Below are 14,428 nucleotides of genomic sequence, written 5' to 3'. Positions count from 1 at the left end.
GTGTCAGCCATCCACGCACACGTGACATGCCGTCGGCCTGCTGGTTGCCCAGCACCAGCCCGCGCACCCGCGCCCGGTCCTGGTCGGTGTAGCTGCCGTCAGGATCAAGGCAGTCCATCAGGCGCCGGGCCAGCTTGGCGAACTGCTCGGGCCCAAACTCACCGGCCTTGACCGCCAGATGCTGTTCGGCGCGCACACAGGTCTCGACGTCGACCGACTCGGGCAGCTGGTGGAAAAACCGCCGGATCACCGCCACATGATCGGCCCCGATCGCCCCGTCACGCTGGGCCGCCGCCGTCGCCGGCAACACCGGCCCCAACGGCTCACCCGAAAGCGCCCGCCGCGGCCCCAACTCGGCCGCCTCAGCAATACGCCGGCCCGCCTCGGCCCGGCTGATATGCAACCGATCAGCCAACACCCACGACAACTTGCCACCCAACTCAGCCGAATCCGCCTGCTCACCAACCTGATTGATCAATTGATGACTTGGAGTCCGGAGCCGGCGCATGTCGTGTTCGAGTTGCTCGAGGTAGGTGAAGTGCTCTGGGGTGGTCAAGGCGGCGTAGGAATGCTGCCCGATGCGCGAGACGACGCGGCGCAGCAGCGCGTAATCCTCGGCTATCTCCTCCGGGTCAACTATCGAACGCATGTTCGAATGATATCGGGGCCCACCGACAAGGCACGCTTCAGTGAAACCACTGAAACGAAAGTGGTGCAAGTGGTTTGGTCAGGCGACCGCAGCGGTCTCGGCTTCGGCCACCTCGACCGCGGCGCGCTCGCCGGAGCGAATCGCGCCGTCGATCCATCCGCACATGACGGTCGAACTCTCGGTGCCGGCCCAGTGGATGCGGCCGCAGGGCTCGCGCAGGGTATAGCCGTACTCGGTCAGCACGCCGGTGGGGGCGTGGCCGATCATCCCGCCGCCGGAATAGCGGTCCACGGTCCAGTTTTGTTCGTGAACTTCCAACGGCGCCTTGGCTTTACTGCCGAACCGGTCGACGAGTTCGCCGATGATCACCGCTTTGCGCTCGGCCTCGTCGAGTTTCGTCAGACGACGCGCCGCGGGTCCTTCCGTGATGACGCACATGATTCCCGGGTCACCGGTGTCCGTGCAGGCGTCGATGGTCAGGGTCGCCGGGGATCCCGGCGCGGCCGACTGGCCGGAAAATCCGTCGGCACGCCAGAACGGCTCGTCGTAAATGAGCGAGGTCTTCATGACCGCCCCGCTCGGCACGCGCTGGTGCAGAAATGCCCGGTCCACCGGGAGCATCGGCTCGTAGAGGATCGACGTGGCGATCGCCAACGGGATCGCGACAATGACCCGGCGCGCGCGCACCGTCAGATCGGCCGCGCCGACCGTCACGCCGTCGGCATCCTGAGTGATTTGCCGAACCGGCTGCGAGAGGTGCAGCGCGTCGCCCAATGCGGCCGCCATCGGGCGGTGCAGGGCGCCCATCCCACCGACCGGGCGGGCATCTTGGGAGCCGCCCTTGCCCGAAATCGCGAAGGTGAGTCCGCCCGCGGACGCCGTCTGCATGAGCCCCCACAGCAACGACGTCTCCGAAGCTGCCGACGTGTAGAGGCCCGCGAAGGCCATGTCGAGCATCTCGGCGGCCTCCTTGGACATGGACTTCTTGTGGACCCACTCCCCGATGCTGATTCGGTCCCACTCGTGTGCCTTCTTTGCCTCCCACGGGGCTTCGCGCGGAAGCTCTTTGGACATCTTCTCGATGGCGGCCAAACCGAGGCCAAGGTTGGCGACCGCCCACGGGCTGACGGTCCAGGGAATCGTGCCGCCATAGCGGTGCTTCTTGCCACCGACGATCATCATCGCGTCGCCGTCATTGTGTTGCTTGTATTCCGGCACGCCGAGCTCGTTCATGAGCGAATAGATCCGGTCTTGGCCCGGACCGATCCACGCGCCGCCACGATCGATCCATGTGCCGTCGGGACGGTACTCGGTGAAGGTGCGGCCGCCGACCCTGTCACGCGCCTCCAGCAAGGCCACCGAATGGCCGGCTTGTTGCAGCCGCAATGCGGCCGTCAAGCCAGCGAATCCCGCTCCTACCACGCAATAATCGACTTCAGACACGGCTGGCTCCTCAACCTCGCCCACCCCTGCAGCAAATTACACCGGCCGGGTGCCGGCGGCGGCCGGTTAACGCAGATTTCCGCGGGCGTTCGCGCGTCCCGTCGCGCGGCGCCGTTATCGCGGCACCACTTGCCGCGTCACGGCTTCGAGGTCCGGCCCGCGGCGCGAAGATTTCTGCCCGAGGTTGCACTACGCGCCCCTAGAACACGTTCTAGTCTGTGAAACCATGGGATTTCTGAAGCCCGAGCTGCCGCAGCTCGACATGGCCGAATGGAACAAGGGCACCCGTAGCGAGAAGATCCGGCCGATGGCCAAGCACTGGGCCGAGGTGGGTTTCGGCACGCCGGTGGTGCTGCACCTGTTCTATGTCGTCAAAATCCTGCTCTACATCCTCGGCGCGTGGCTGTTCGCGTCGGCCACCAGAGGCCTTGGCGGGTTCACCAACGTCGCGCACTGGTGGTCGGAGCCGATCGTGTTCGAAAAGGTCGTGCTCTACACGATGCTCTTCGAGGTGATCGGGCTGGGCTGCGGCTTCGGGCCGTTGAACAACCGCTTCTTCCCACCGCTGGGCTCGATCCTCTACTGGATGCGCTTCGGCACCATCCGGCTGCCACCGTGGCCGGAGCGGGTCCCGCTGACCAAGGGCACCAAGCGCAAACCGGTTGACGTCGCGCTGTACGGGCTGTTCCTTCTGGTGACCCTGGCGGCGCTGTTCGCCGACGGCACCGGGCCGATACCCGAGTTGGGCACCAGGATTGGGCTGCTGCCGGCGTGGAAGATCGTGCTGATCCTGTTGCTTCTGGCGGTGGTCGGCCTGCGCGACAAGGTGATCTTCCTGGCCGCCCGCGGCGAGGTCTACGCGACCATGGCGGTGACGTTCCTGTTCGCCGCGCCCGACATGATCGTCGGGTCCAAGGTGGTGTTCCTGGTGATCTGGATGGGCGCCGCGACATCCAAGCTGAACAAACACTTTCCGTTCGTGATCTCCACGATGATGTCGAACAACCCGCTGGTGCGGCCCCGCTGGCTGAAACGCCGCTTCTTCGAAAGCTTTCCGGACGATCTGCGGCCCGGACGGCTGTCGCGGTGGCTGGCGCACCTGAGCACCGCCATCGAAATGCTGGTGCCGCTGCCGCTGTTCTTCTGTCACGGCGGCTGGCCCGTCACGATCGCGGCCATCGTGATGGTCTGTTTCCACTTGGGAATCCTCGTCTCGATCCCCATGGGCGTGCCGCTGGAGTGGAACGTCTTCATGATCTTCGGCGTGCTGTCGTTGTTCGTCGCGCACACCCACATCGGGCTGCGCGACCTGCGTCACCCGGTGGTGGTGGCGGTCCTGTTCGTCGTCATCGCGGGAATCGTCGTGCTGGGCAACATGTTCCCGCGCAAGATCTCATTCCTGCCCGGGATGCGTTACTACGCCGGCAACTGGGACACCACCCTGTGGTGCATCAAGCCCTCGGCCAACGACAAGATCGACAGGGGCATCGTCGCGATCGCCAGCATGCCGCAGGCCCAGCTGGAGCGGTTCTACGGCAGCCCCGAGGCGGCGCAGATACCCATTTACATGGGATATGCGTTCCGCGGCTTCAACACTCACGGGCGGGCGCTGTTCACCCTGGCGCATCGCGTGATGGCGGGCCAGAACGAGGACGACTACGTCATCACCGACGGCGAGCGGATCTGCAGCACCGCCATCGGCTGGAACTTCGGCGACGGCCACATGCACAACGAGCAACTGATCGCCGCCATGCAGGAGCGCTGCCACTTCGAGCCGGGTGAGGTCCGCGTGGTTCTGCTCGACGCGCAGCCGATACACAAGCAGACGCAGGCGTACCGGTTGGTCGACGCCGCGACCGGTGAATTCGAACGTGGCATCGTCCGGGTCGCCGACATGGTCACCCGCCAACCGTGGGCCGACGACGTTCCGGTGCAAGTGCTTTCGGACGACGCGCCGAGCGTTACGTCGGAGTGACGGTGGAGCCCGAGCGCCACGCTGGCGCGTCCCCCGCAAGCGGGAGGTGCCCCCAGCTCGGGCCACCCGCGACCCTCGGGCCACCCGCGACGCTCGGGCCACCCGCTGCTAGGCCCCGGCCCGCACCTCCCGGGCGGCGGCCACCATGTTCTTCAGCGACGCGCTCACCTCGGCGGAGTTGCGGGTCTTCAGTCCACAGTCGGGATTGACCCACAGCCGCTCGGCGGGAACCGCCCGCAGCGCCGCGCGCAGCGACTCGGCCATCTCGCCGGTGCTCGGCACCCGCGGCGAGTGGATGTCGTAGACGCCGGGACCCACGCTGTTGGAGAAGCCGATCGAGTTCAGGTCGTCCAGCACCTCCATGTGTGAGCGGGCGGCCTCGAGGGACGTCACGTCGGCGTCCAGGTCGGCGATCGCCCCGATCACCTCACCGAATTCCGAGTAGCACAGGTGGGTGTGGATCTGCGTCGAGTCCGCGACGCCGGAGGTGGCCAACCGGAAAGACCCTACGGCCCAACGCAAATAGTCCTCCTGGTCGGCCCGACGCAGCGGCAGTAGCTCCCGCAGCGCCGGCTCGTCGACCTGGATGATCGCGATGCCGGCGTCCTGCAGGTCCACGGCCTCGTCGCGGATGGCCAGGGCCACCTGGTTGGCGGTGTCGGCCAGCGGCTGGTCGTCGCGGACGAAGGACCACGCCAGGATCGTCACCGGACCGGTCAGCATGCCCTTCACCGGCTTGTCGGTTAGCGACTGCGCGTACTTGGCCCACTGCACCGTCATCGGGTGCTGGCGGATCACGTCACCGAAGAGCACCGGCGGGCGCACGCAGCGGCTGCCGTAGGACTGCACCCAGCCGTTCTTGGTGGCGAAGAAGCCGTCCAGCTGCTCGGCGAAGTACTGGACCATGTCGTTGCGCTCCGGCTCGCCGTGCACCAGCACGTCGATGCCGAGGTCCTCCTGCAGCTTGATGACGTCGGCGATCTCCTGCTTCATCCTGCGGTCGTATTCGGCCTCGTCGATCTCCCCGGCGACCAGCGCGGCGCGGGCCTTGCGGATCTCGACCGTCTGCGGGAACGACCCGATCGTGGTGGTCGGCAGCGGCGGCAGGTGCAGCCGCTCCTCCTGGCTGGCGCGGCGCCCCGCCGCGTCACCCCGATGCGTTCCCGTCGCGACGATCGAGTCGATGCGGGCCCGCAGCTCGTCGTTGTGCAGCCGCGGATCTTTCCGACGTGAGGCCACGGCGGCGTTGGACGCGGCGATCTCGTCGGCGACCGCGTCGGGGCCCTTGTGCAGACCGCGCGCGAGGGTCACCACCTCGGCGACCTTCTCCTGCCCGAACGCCAGCCAGCTGCGCAGCGCGTCGTCCAGGCCGGTCTCGGGTTCCAGCGAGTACGGCACGTGCAGGGTGGAGCACGACGTCGAGACCGCGACTTTCGCCGCCGAGCCTTGCAGCGTCGCCAGCTTGCTCAGCGCCGCTTCGAGGTCGGTGCGCCAGATGTTGCGTCCGTCGACCACACCGGCCACCAGAATCTTGTTGGCGAGCTCGGGCACTGCGGCGATGGGCGTGTCGGCCCCGTAAACCAGGTCGACGCCGATCGCCTCGACCGGCGTGCGGGCCAGCGCGCCCAACGAATCGCCGGGGTCGCCGAAGTAGGTGGCGACGTAGATGGCGGGGCGGTTGCTCACCTCGCCCAAGGCGTTATAGACGGCTTCGGCCAGTGCCGGCGCGTCGGGGGAGATGTCGGTGACCAGCGCCGGCTCGTCGATCTGCACCCACTGCGCACCGTTGTCGGCCAGCAGCGACAGCAGCTCGGAGTAGATTCCCACCAGCTCCTGAAGCCGCTCGATCGGTGCGCCCCCGCCGTCGACGCCCTTGCTCAGCAGCAGGAAGGTGACCGGGCCGATGACCACCGGACGTGCGGGGATTCCTTGCGCGAGCGCCTCTTTGAGCTCGGACAGCACTTTGTCCGGGTTCAGCGCGAACGTCGTCGCCGGCCCGATCTCGGGCACGATGTAGTGGTAGTTCGTGTCGAACCACTTGGTCATCTCCAGTGGCGCGACGTCTTTATTGCCGCGGGCCGCGGCGAAGTAGCGGTCCAAGTCGTCGGGGACCTGCGCGGCCCGGGCCGGCAGCGCGCCGAGCATGACCGCGGTGTCGAGCACCTGGTCGTAATAGGAGAAGGTGTTGACCGGCACCGAATCCAGGCCGGCGTCAGCCAGGGCCTGCCACGTGTCGCGACGCAGCGTGGCGGCGATGTTCTCCAGATCCGATCGGCTGGTACGCCCGGCCCAGTAGCCTTCGGTGGCGCGCTTGAGTTCGCGTTTGGGGCCTATTCGTGGAGAGCCGACAACCGTTGCGGTAAATGCTTGCGGGGTCACAGTATTCGTCCTTCAATCGACGTGGTGGTCACCGCCGGCGGACGTGCAGCCGATCCGCGAGCGGTGCGTACCTATGTACTAACCGCTAACGGCTGCAGCCTAACGCCCATTCCACGAGGCGATGAGCCGCCGGACGCGGCGCGCCCGGCACACCTGGCAGGTCTCCGGACTCGCAGGCGCGCACCGGCCGGTGCACCTAATGGCCGTCGCTTCCCAGTCTTGCGACCAGTGCTTGCAAAAAACTCTGACGGCGGTCGTTCCTGCATACCGTTGCGGGACAGTCCCGGATTCTCACCGGGTTCCCTCTCACGAAGCGACCAGCGTTGCTTCGCTCGATGCCCGCGCCGCGGTTGCGGCGCAGGCAGACCAGCTGCGAGCAGAAGCTTAATCAGCCCGCCAGCGCCTGCGCGATCGGGATGTCACCGTTGTTGAATTCGATGGTCCGCCGGATGGTCGAATCGTCGGCCAGTGCGGCCGCGGCGACCAGTGCGACGTCGGCGCGGGAGACCTCACCGTCGCCACGGCCGAGGACGATCTTGCCGGTAGCGGGATCCAGCGTCAGCCGGCCGGGACCCAGGATGGTCCAGTCCAGCTCGCTGTCCCGCAGGTGCGCGTCGGCGGCGGCTTTGGCTTCGGCGTAGGCGAAGAACGGATCGTCTTGGGACACACCGTGGTCCGGGCCGGCGCCGAAGTAGGAGACCATGACGAAACGCTTGACGCCGGCCTTCCCGGCGGCGTCGATCACCCGGATCGCCGCGTCGCGGTCGACGGCGTAGGTCCGGTCCGGATCGCCGCCGCCCGCCCCGGCCGAGAAGACGACCGCGTCGTGCCCGGCCTGCAGATCGGCCAGCGCATTCGTATCGAGTCGCTCGATGTCGGCCACCACCGGCTTGGCGCCGGTGGCGGCGACATCGTCGGAGTGATCGGGATTTCGGAAGACCGAGCTCACCTGGTCACCGCGCTGGGTCAGATCGCGAGCCAGCTGCAGTGCGACCTTGCCGTGTCCGCCGAAGACGATGATGCGCGCCATGCCTCCGACGTTACGTCCCCGCGAGGCTGCAACTACCAACGAATACGCCGGGTGGAGAGGTACGCAGTTACAGTCTCGCGGGAAGCAAAGCGGAGTTTAGAGCTTGACCTTGCCCATGATGATGTCGATGATCGGCTTGCCCGGCGCGTAGGCGCCGGTCATCGAGGCCATGGTGTGCCCGGAGTCCACCAGCAGCGTGATCCCGCTGACGCCGCAGGCCGCCTCGCTGTTGAGGAACGCCATCACGTCGCCCATCTGCTCGGGCGTGTGCACCTTGGAGCCGGTCTCGTCGCGGTAGTCCTGGGCGAATGACAGCCACAGGTCCGCGTTGGCCTGGGCCAGCGGGGTGTCGGTCGGGCCGGGGCAGATCGCGTTGATGCGGATCCCCTTCTTCGCCAGCGGGTAGCCCTGGTTGGCCACGTAGGTGTTGATCACCTTCTTGCTGGTGCCGTAGTGGTTGATGCCTTCGGCCTCGTGCGCCTCGCACCATGCCACGGCCGCCGCGAAGTCCGGCGTGGCCAGGAAGTCGTTCATCGTTTCCAGGTCGTTCTCCCAGCCCATGCCGGCGACCGAGGAGATGAAGCAGATGGCCGAGCCGTTGGGAAGCTGGTTCTTCTCCAGCAGGCGGTCGATCAGGTGGCGGTGACCGATGAAGTTGATCTTCATCAGGTCGATCGTGCCGTCGGCTACGCCGGCGGCGGAGAACACGGCGTGGATGGGGCCCTTGACCTGCTCGAGCGCGGCGTCGATCGAGGCGGGGTCGCGCAGGTCCACCTGGATGGACTGGGCGACGTCATAGTCCACGGGCGCGTAGTCCAGCACGATGACTTCGGCCCCGAGCTCGGCCGCTGACTTGGCCGCCGCGGCGCCCATGCCAGTCGCGCCACCGACAACGAGAGCGCGCTTGCCGTCGTAGCGCAACCGATCGACAATGGTCATGGAAATCCCCTTCTCGGATAATGCCAACGCGGTTCTAACTGCTCAACTGTATGGGTAACAGTTATTTGGTTCAATACCGGGGCTGCTTAATTGAGATTTACTTGCCGCGGACCGCGACGCCCCGCAGAACGGTGTCGCGGGCGTGCACCAGACTCGCGCGGGTGCCGATGTCTTGCAAGATGTTCTCCGGTATCCACTGCAGGCCGACCACACAGCGGGACAACATGGCTGTCGACGGTGCGTCGACGCCTATCTCTCCCGACCGGATCCCCTCGGAAAGAAGCGTTTTCATCTGCCGCAGCCGCGTGGCGTAGAGCCAACCGGGATTCGGAGTGTCCGGGGGTGACTGGCGCATCCAGGCCAGCTGAATCCTGAACTCGTCGGAGAACCGGTCGAGCGCGTTGACGTTGACCCAGCTCAGCGCGTCCAGCTTTTCGATCGGCGTGGCATCCGAGCGCAGGACGTTGACCCAGCCCGCCTCGACCTTCCTGCCGAAGGATTCCATGATCGATGCGAGGAGTTCGTCCTTCGAGCCGATCACCCGGTACACGGTTCCGGTGCCTAGACCCGCCGCCGAGGCGATGTCCCGGATGGTGGTGACTTCATATCCTCGGCGGCCGAATTCGGCTCGTGCCACCGCGCGCACCGCCGCGGCTTTGTCGCTGGGATCCGCTTCGCTGTCGTCGGACCAGGTCGCGATGACGTCGCCGGCGGCGGCGAATGCTTTCGACCGGTCCAGTGCCGAGTCCGTCGGAGGACGAGTTGCCAAGCCCTGCAGAATGATTCGGCACAGCAGTCCGGCCACCTGATCGGTGGCGGACTTGTGACGCATGACATCGAGCCCGACCTGCAGCATGGTTTGGCAGATCCGGTCGGCCAGGGTGGGAAGGTCGATGTCGGGTTTGATGTAACCGCTCCAGCGGCCGGCGCGCAGCGTTTGCAGCATCGCCTCGAGGATAGCCACGGGCCGCTGCTGCGTCAGCTTGATCAGCTCCGGATCCGTACTCGGCCCCTCGTAGAACGACATCTGCAATGCGGCGCGATGTTCGACGGCGCAGTTGGCGATCGCGGATCCGAGTTCGATGATCTTTTCGGCGACCGGGCGAGCGTCGGGCTCGTCCAACCGCGCCTGGGCGGACCGCCCGATGCGCTCCAGGTCGTCCTGATAGCCGCGGATCAGCTCGACGAGGATGGCCTCTTTGGACTCGAAGTGGTGATAAAGGCTGCCGGGAAGAATGCCGGCGGCATCGGCGATCTCCTGTAGCGACGTCCGCAATCCCGAGGATGCGATCAATGACGCGGCGGTGGCCAGGATCTCGGCGCGGCGCGTCGGAGAATCAGCTGTGCCGCTGGCCCGTAGCGACTCGGCCCTCGCCATGGTCAGCGGTGTGCAGATCCGGACGGCTGCGGGTTGGCGAGCATTCGCATTCGTCCTCTCTTGCCGAACCAAATCTTTGTTAGAGGCTATCAGACCGGGCGCGCTGAATGCGCTGCACAAAGCAGTGAAAGCCCCATTCTAGAGCGGCGGACCGTCCCAACGGTCGCACGCAACCACTTCCTCGAGTGGCCGCCGCGGCGCCGGCGAGAACGTGCGGCCCGCCCGCAGCCGACCTACCGGCAGTAGACAACCCTGAACGTAGGTCGGCGGAATCCCGAGCAGGTTCCGGATTTCCTCTTCGTGATGCAGATGCAGGGTGGTGATGCACGTGCCGTATCCCCGGGTGTGCAGGGCCAGCTGGAAATTCCACACCGGGGGGAAGATCGAGCCGTACAGCGTGGCCAGGTGAAACGATTCGTCACCCTCGATGCGGGGCAAATAGGATTCATAGCAAGGGATTACCAGCAGCGGCACGCGCGCCATGTGCTCGACCAGCCACTCCGTCGAGGACATGACCCGGCTCTCGGGGGTTCCCGCGGGCATGAGTCCGGCGATCATCTGCCCGCCGACCCGCAGCAGGTAGGCCTGGCGATACAGCTCGGCGATCTTGGCGCGCAGCGCCGGATCGGAGATCACCAGCCAGCGCCACGACTGGGCATTCGACCCGTTCGCGGCCTGCAGGCCGATCCGCAGGCAGTCGCGGATGTCGTCGAGGTCGATCGGCGCGTCGAGGTCGAGTGATTTGCGTGCCGAGGGGGTCGCGGTGAGCAGGTACTCGATCTCCATCATTCACGACCTCTCTTGGCAAGGCGCGCACCGAGTTCGGTAAGGTACCCGTCGGGGCCGCCGAGAAAAGCGCTCCAGCTCAGCAGGCGCTTGAGGTAGAGGTGAGCATCGTGCTCCCAGGTGTAGCCGATCCCGCCGAACACCTGAATGGCGGTGTCGGCCACGGTGGCCAGCCGCCCGGCGAACGCCTTCGCCCGCAGCGCGGCGAGATGCCGCTCGTCGGGGTCGGCGTTATCGCTGGCCCACAATGCGTGGATCACTCCGCTGCGGGCCAGTTCGACGGTCTCGTACATGTCCACACACAAGTGCTGGATGGCTTGGAAGGAGCCGATCGGCTGACCGAATTGTGTTCTGCCCTTTGCGTACTCGACAGCGAGATCCATGATGGCGCGCGCGGCGCCAAGAGCGTCGGCCGCAGTGGCGATCAGCACGTCGTCGAGCACCGCCGTCACATCGTCCATGGTCAGCGCGGCCAGGCGTTGCGCGGGTGCCGCGTCGAGCGCGACACGGAACTGCTTGCGGGTTGGGTCGATACCGTGCTCGGGCACGACCGAAACACCGGACGAGCCGGTGCGGACCGCGAAAAACGCAGTGCCGTAATCATCTTCACCGACCGCGAGGAGCACGTCGGCGGCCGCGGCGTCGGGCACCGCGGTGATCTCGCCGTGCAACACGATGGCGTCATCGTTGCGGCTCGCGACGACGGACGCGTTCGCCGAATCCGGAAAGCAGACGGCCGCCACCGTGGTGCCATCCGCGATGCCGCGCAACAACTCCGGTGCGAGGTCGTCGGCATCGAGTCGGGTCAGTGCCCGCGGGGCGGCCACCGCGCTCGACAACCACGGCCCGGGATGCAGCGCGGCGCCCAGCTCTTCGGCGACGATGCCGGCCTCGACCATCGTCATGCCGGCGCCGCCGTATTCCTCCGGCACCAGCAGACCGGTGGTTCCGAGATCGGCGAGACCGCGCCACACCGCTGGGTCCGTTCCGGTCGGATCGTCGAGCAGCGCCCGCACATGTTGCGAAATCGATGCCTTCTCGGCGAGGAAGCGCCGCGTGGTGTCGCGCAGTGCCACCTGCTCTTCGGTGAGTTCGAGGTTCATTTGCGCGGCAACCCCAGCACCCGCTGCGCGGTGATGTTCTTGTTGATCTGCGTGGTACCGCCCGCGATGGTCAGCGACCGCGACGTCAGCCGGTAGTTCGCCCACGGCGCGCCGGCGCCGCGGGTACTCAGGGCATCGAAGGCCAGCGCGGCCAGGTCCTGGCCGATCTCACCCCACACCGTCTTGGCCAGGCTGGCCGATCCCAGCGCGTCGCCGCCATGCAGGGTGGCCGAGATCGACCGCTGGCACAAGACTTCGAGATACTTGATCCGGACCGCGATTTCGCCGAGCCGGCGCAGGATGACGGGATCGTCCAGCGCACCGGTGCCGGCGGCGGCGAGATCGTTCACCAGCTCTTCGAGCCGCACCTGCATCTCGGCGTACAGCCGTGCGGCCCCGGCGCGTTCGTGGCTGAGCGTGGTGGTGGCCACCTGCCAGCCCGCGTTGAGCGGACCGAGCAACGCGTCCGCCGGCACCCGCACGTCGTTGAAGAACACCTCGGCGAAATCGGCGTCGCCGTTGAGCGTGACCAGCGGACGGACCTCGATGCCGGGCAGTTTCATGTCGACGATCAGGCAGGAGATCCCCTTGTGCTTGGGTGCGTCGGGATCGGTGCGTACGTAGAGCTGACACCAGTCGGCCCGATGTCCCAACGAGGTCCAGATCTTCTGGCCGTTGACGACGAAGTCGTCGCCGTCTCGCACGGCGCGGGTGCGCAGCGCGGCGAGGTCGGACCCCGCCTCGGGCTCCGACATCCCCTGGCACCAGATGTCGTCGGCGCGCATCATCCGGGGGAGCAGCGTGAGCTTCTGGGACTCGCTGCCGTACTGCATGATCGCCGGCGCGATGTTGTTCAGCCCAATGACGTTGAGCGGCATGGGAGCTCGGGCACGCGTGGTCTCTTCGGTGTAGACCAGTTGCTCGAGCACCGTCGCCCCGCGCCCGCCGTACTCGGGGGGCCAGGACACGGCGGCCCATCCCGCGTCGGCCATAGTCGCGTTCCACGCGCGCAGCATCTCGAACGCGGCGTCGTCGCGGCCGGTGGGCCGGCGGGCCGCCACCAGCTCGTCGGTCAGGTTCTCGGTGAGCCAGTCACGCAGCTCGGTGCGGAACTGTTCCACGTCCGCCGGGTATGAAAAGTCCACTCTTCTATTCTCTAGCCCTGAGTTGTTTGGTCAACAACGGTGGCCGCCGTGCGGGACGCCGCGAGCGGTCGATCGTATGAGGCGTCCGTCTCGTCGTGGCGGGGCGTTCGGGTTCCCGGCACCATCGCGATGGCTTCGTCGGTAAGCAGCGACTGGGATTCGTTGATGAATTCCACCAGGCAGACGCGATCGACGATCGCCCAACGCCCGTCGCGCCGCTCCAGGCGATCGACGTAACGACCGCCGGAGATCGTCATGTGGTTCGCCGGTTCGCGATCGGTCCCGACGAACAGGTAATAGGTCTCGGCGTGGGCCTGGTCGCCGTCGACGTCGGCGGTGTGGTTCAGCAGGTAGTGCTGGTATCGCGTCTGGCTACCGTGATAGGCGAGCGCCCAGTCGATGAAATCGTCTACCTCGCCGACGAATCCGACATGGTCGTCGATGGCGCCGTCGTGATAGGCCGACCGCAGCAGTGCCCGATCCTGCCGGTCGATTCCGCGCGCGTAGCGCTGCATGCAGTCGTAGATTTCCGCACGGTCGGTGAGCCGGTTGACCCGGTCGCGCAAGTCGTCGTCCACGGTCAGTTCCCCCGCGGCTCGGGGAAGGCGACCTCGGCATTCTCGGGCATCGGGCTGACGCCGCGTCGCTCACACACTTCCAGCACCTCGTCGACGATCGACGCGGGCACGATGAACTTCTCCGTCGACGACATCTCATCGAGACGCGCATGAATGTCCTCGGCCGTTGGCGGGCTGCCGGCGTCGGCGAGCCAGCCTTCGGCGAGGCCGACGAACACCCGGGCGTAGCGTCCGGCCGCGGCCGAGTAGTTGTGGTGGGTGAATGTGCAGGCGCGGCTGGCCAGGAAGGTCACCAGCGGCACGACCAGCTCGGGCCGGATGGCCTGCATGAAGCCCGATTCGGCGAGGAACTTCTCGTCCCCGACGGTCTCGGTGACCATCCGCGAAAAGCCGGTCGGCATAACGGAGTTGGCGAGTATCCCATGCGCTTCGCCTTCGATGGCGATGACGTTCGTCAAACCCACCAGGCCGGCCTTGGCCGCGGCGTAGTGCGCCTCCATCGGCTGGCCGAAGATGCCGGCGGAGGAGGAGATGAACACGAACCGCCCACCCCCGTTGTTCTTCATCACGCGATACGCGGGCTGGGACAGATAGAACCCGCCGTCCAGGTGCACGCGCAGCATTCGCGTCCAGTCGTCGTGCGCGAGGTCCTCGAAGGGCACGCTGCCGAAGATTCCCGCATTGCTGACGACGGCGTCGAGGCGCCCGAATGCGTCCACGGCCGCGTCGATGATCGCCTGGCCGCCGGCCGGACTGTCCACCGAGTCGTAGGAGGCGATCGCCCGGCCGCCCGCCTTGGTGATCTCGTCGACCACGTCGTCGGCCACCGCGGAATCGGAACCGTCGCCGCGCATCGAGCCGCCGAGGTCGTTGACCACCACCGCAGCGCCGCGGCGGGCCAGGTCCAGCGCATACAGCCGTCCGAGTCCCCGACCGGCCCCGGTCACCACCGCCACCTGGCCGGTGAAGTCAATCATGGTGGGCTCCTGATTCATTGACTGCTGTGCAGCCGGACTTTACGGT

The 14,428-nt window shown here is 66.7% G+C and carries 12 protein-coding genes and 1 riboswitch; of the genes, 1 reads left to right on the top strand and 11 read right to left on the bottom strand.

The genetic code is table 11. The annotated features are described in order from the left end of the window. Window positions 1–649, bottom strand: a 649-nt coding sequence (locus A5688_RS12480) for a DUF222 domain-containing protein (protein WP_120312536.1), incomplete at its 3' end; no start/stop codon positions are given. Between the two features lie 78 nt (window positions 650–727). Next, on the bottom strand, window positions 728–2,092 hold the full coding sequence (locus A5688_RS12475; protein ID WP_067908807.1) for a flavin monoamine oxidase family protein: 1,365 nt from the start codon (window positions 2,090–2,092) through the stop codon (window positions 728–730). 226 nt (window positions 2,093–2,318) lie between these two features. Here A5688_RS12475 and A5688_RS12470 point away from each other — a divergent pair, with 226 nt between their 5' ends. After that, the gene (locus A5688_RS12470) at window positions 2,319–4,067 is read left to right on the top strand and encodes a DUF3556 domain-containing protein (RefSeq protein ID WP_067835622.1); all 1,749 of its coding nucleotides are present in this window, start codon (window positions 2,319–2,321) and stop codon (window positions 4,065–4,067) included. Window positions 4,068–4,175: 108 nt separating this feature from the next. On the opposite strand, the gene metE is transcribed toward A5688_RS12470, so the two are convergent. The 9 genes from metE to A5688_RS12425 all read right to left on the bottom strand — a co-directional run bounded on the left by metE (window position 4,176) and on the right by A5688_RS12425 (window position 14,382). Further along, complete coding sequence (gene metE, locus A5688_RS12465; RefSeq protein ID WP_067908795.1) at window positions 4,176–6,446, bottom strand: 5-methyltetrahydropteroyltriglutamate--homocysteine S-methyltransferase; 2,271 nt, start codon at window positions 6,444–6,446, stop codon at window positions 4,176–4,178. A 138-nt stretch (window positions 6,447–6,584) separates the two neighbouring features. Further along, a riboswitch (cobalamin riboswitch) is annotated at window positions 6,585–6,783 on the bottom strand. 51 nt (window positions 6,784–6,834) lie between these two features. Further along, the gene (locus tag A5688_RS12460; protein WP_067835626.1) at window positions 6,835–7,476 is read right to left on the bottom strand and encodes an SDR family oxidoreductase; all 642 of its coding nucleotides are present in this window, start codon (window positions 7,474–7,476) and stop codon (window positions 6,835–6,837) included. 96 nt (window positions 7,477–7,572) lie between these two features. Beyond that, on the bottom strand, window positions 7,573–8,415 hold the full coding sequence (locus A5688_RS12455; protein ID WP_067835640.1) for an SDR family oxidoreductase: 843 nt from the start codon (window positions 8,413–8,415) through the stop codon (window positions 7,573–7,575). Between the two features lie 97 nt (window positions 8,416–8,512). After that, the gene (locus tag A5688_RS12450; RefSeq protein WP_067835649.1) at window positions 8,513–9,793 is read right to left on the bottom strand and encodes a TetR/AcrR family transcriptional regulator; all 1,281 of its coding nucleotides are present in this window, start codon (window positions 9,791–9,793) and stop codon (window positions 8,513–8,515) included. Window positions 9,794–9,931: 138 nt separating this feature from the next. After that, window positions 9,932–10,579 carry a nitroreductase family protein gene (locus tag A5688_RS12445; RefSeq protein WP_067835823.1) on the bottom strand — a complete coding sequence of 216 codons (648 nt, stop codon included), beginning with the start codon at window positions 10,577–10,579 and terminating at the stop codon, window positions 9,932–9,934. Further along, a complete protein-coding gene (locus A5688_RS12440) occupies window positions 10,579–11,682 on the bottom strand; it encodes an acyl-CoA dehydrogenase family protein (RefSeq protein ID WP_067908794.1) in 1,104 nt (367 codons plus the stop codon). Before A5688_RS12440 ends, A5688_RS12445 begins: the two co-directional genes overlap by 1 nt. Continuing rightward, entirely contained in the window at window positions 11,679–12,827 is a 1,149-nt protein-coding gene (locus A5688_RS12435) for an acyl-CoA dehydrogenase family protein (protein WP_067908793.1), read from the bottom strand. The genes A5688_RS12440 and A5688_RS12435 overlap by 4 nt, the downstream gene beginning before the upstream one ends. An 11-nt stretch (window positions 12,828–12,838) precedes the next feature. Then, complete coding sequence (locus A5688_RS12430) at window positions 12,839–13,405, bottom strand: nuclear transport factor 2 family protein (RefSeq protein ID WP_067908790.1); 567 nt, start codon at window positions 13,403–13,405, stop codon at window positions 12,839–12,841. 2 nt (window positions 13,406–13,407) lie between these two features. Further along, window positions 13,408–14,382 carry an SDR family NAD(P)-dependent oxidoreductase gene (locus A5688_RS12425; protein ID WP_067908816.1) on the bottom strand — a complete coding sequence of 325 codons (975 nt, stop codon included), beginning with the start codon at window positions 14,380–14,382 and terminating at the stop codon, window positions 13,408–13,410. Between the last annotated feature and the right edge of the window lie 46 nt (window positions 14,383–14,428).

The sequence above is a fragment of the Mycobacterium mantenii genome, from assembly GCF_001667865.1.
In the GTDB taxonomy this organism is placed as follows: domain Bacteria; phylum Actinomycetota; class Actinomycetes; order Mycobacteriales; family Mycobacteriaceae; genus Mycobacterium; species Mycobacterium mantenii_A.
This window is presented reverse-complemented; position numbering and strand designations above follow the sequence as displayed.

Bases quoted from the DNA above. Each gene is read 5' to 3' on its own strand.
- A5688_RS12470 (WP_067835622.1), top strand. From the start codon at position 2,319: ATGGGATTTCTGAAGCCCGAGCTGCCGCAGCTCGACATGGCCGAATGG.
- A5688_RS12460 (WP_067835626.1), bottom strand. From the start codon at position 7,476: ATGGCGCGCATCATCGTCTTCGGCGGACACGGCAAGGTCGCACTGCAG.
- A5688_RS12455 (WP_067835640.1), bottom strand. From the start codon at position 8,415: ATGACCATTGTCGATCGGTTGCGCTACGACGGCAAGCGCGCTCTCGTT.
- A5688_RS12450 (WP_067835649.1), bottom strand. From the start codon at position 9,793: ATGGCGAGGGCCGAGTCGCTACGGGCCAGCGGCACAGCTGATTCTCCG.
- A5688_RS12445 (WP_067835823.1), bottom strand. From the start codon at position 10,579: ATGGAGATCGAGTACCTGCTCACCGCGACCCCCTCGGCACGCAAATCA.
- A5688_RS12440 (WP_067908794.1), bottom strand. From the start codon at position 11,682: ATGAACCTCGAACTCACCGAAGAGCAGGTGGCACTGCGCGACACCACG.
- A5688_RS12425 (WP_067908816.1), bottom strand. From the start codon at position 14,382: ATGATTGACTTCACCGGCCAGGTGGCGGTGGTGACCGGGGCCGGTCGG.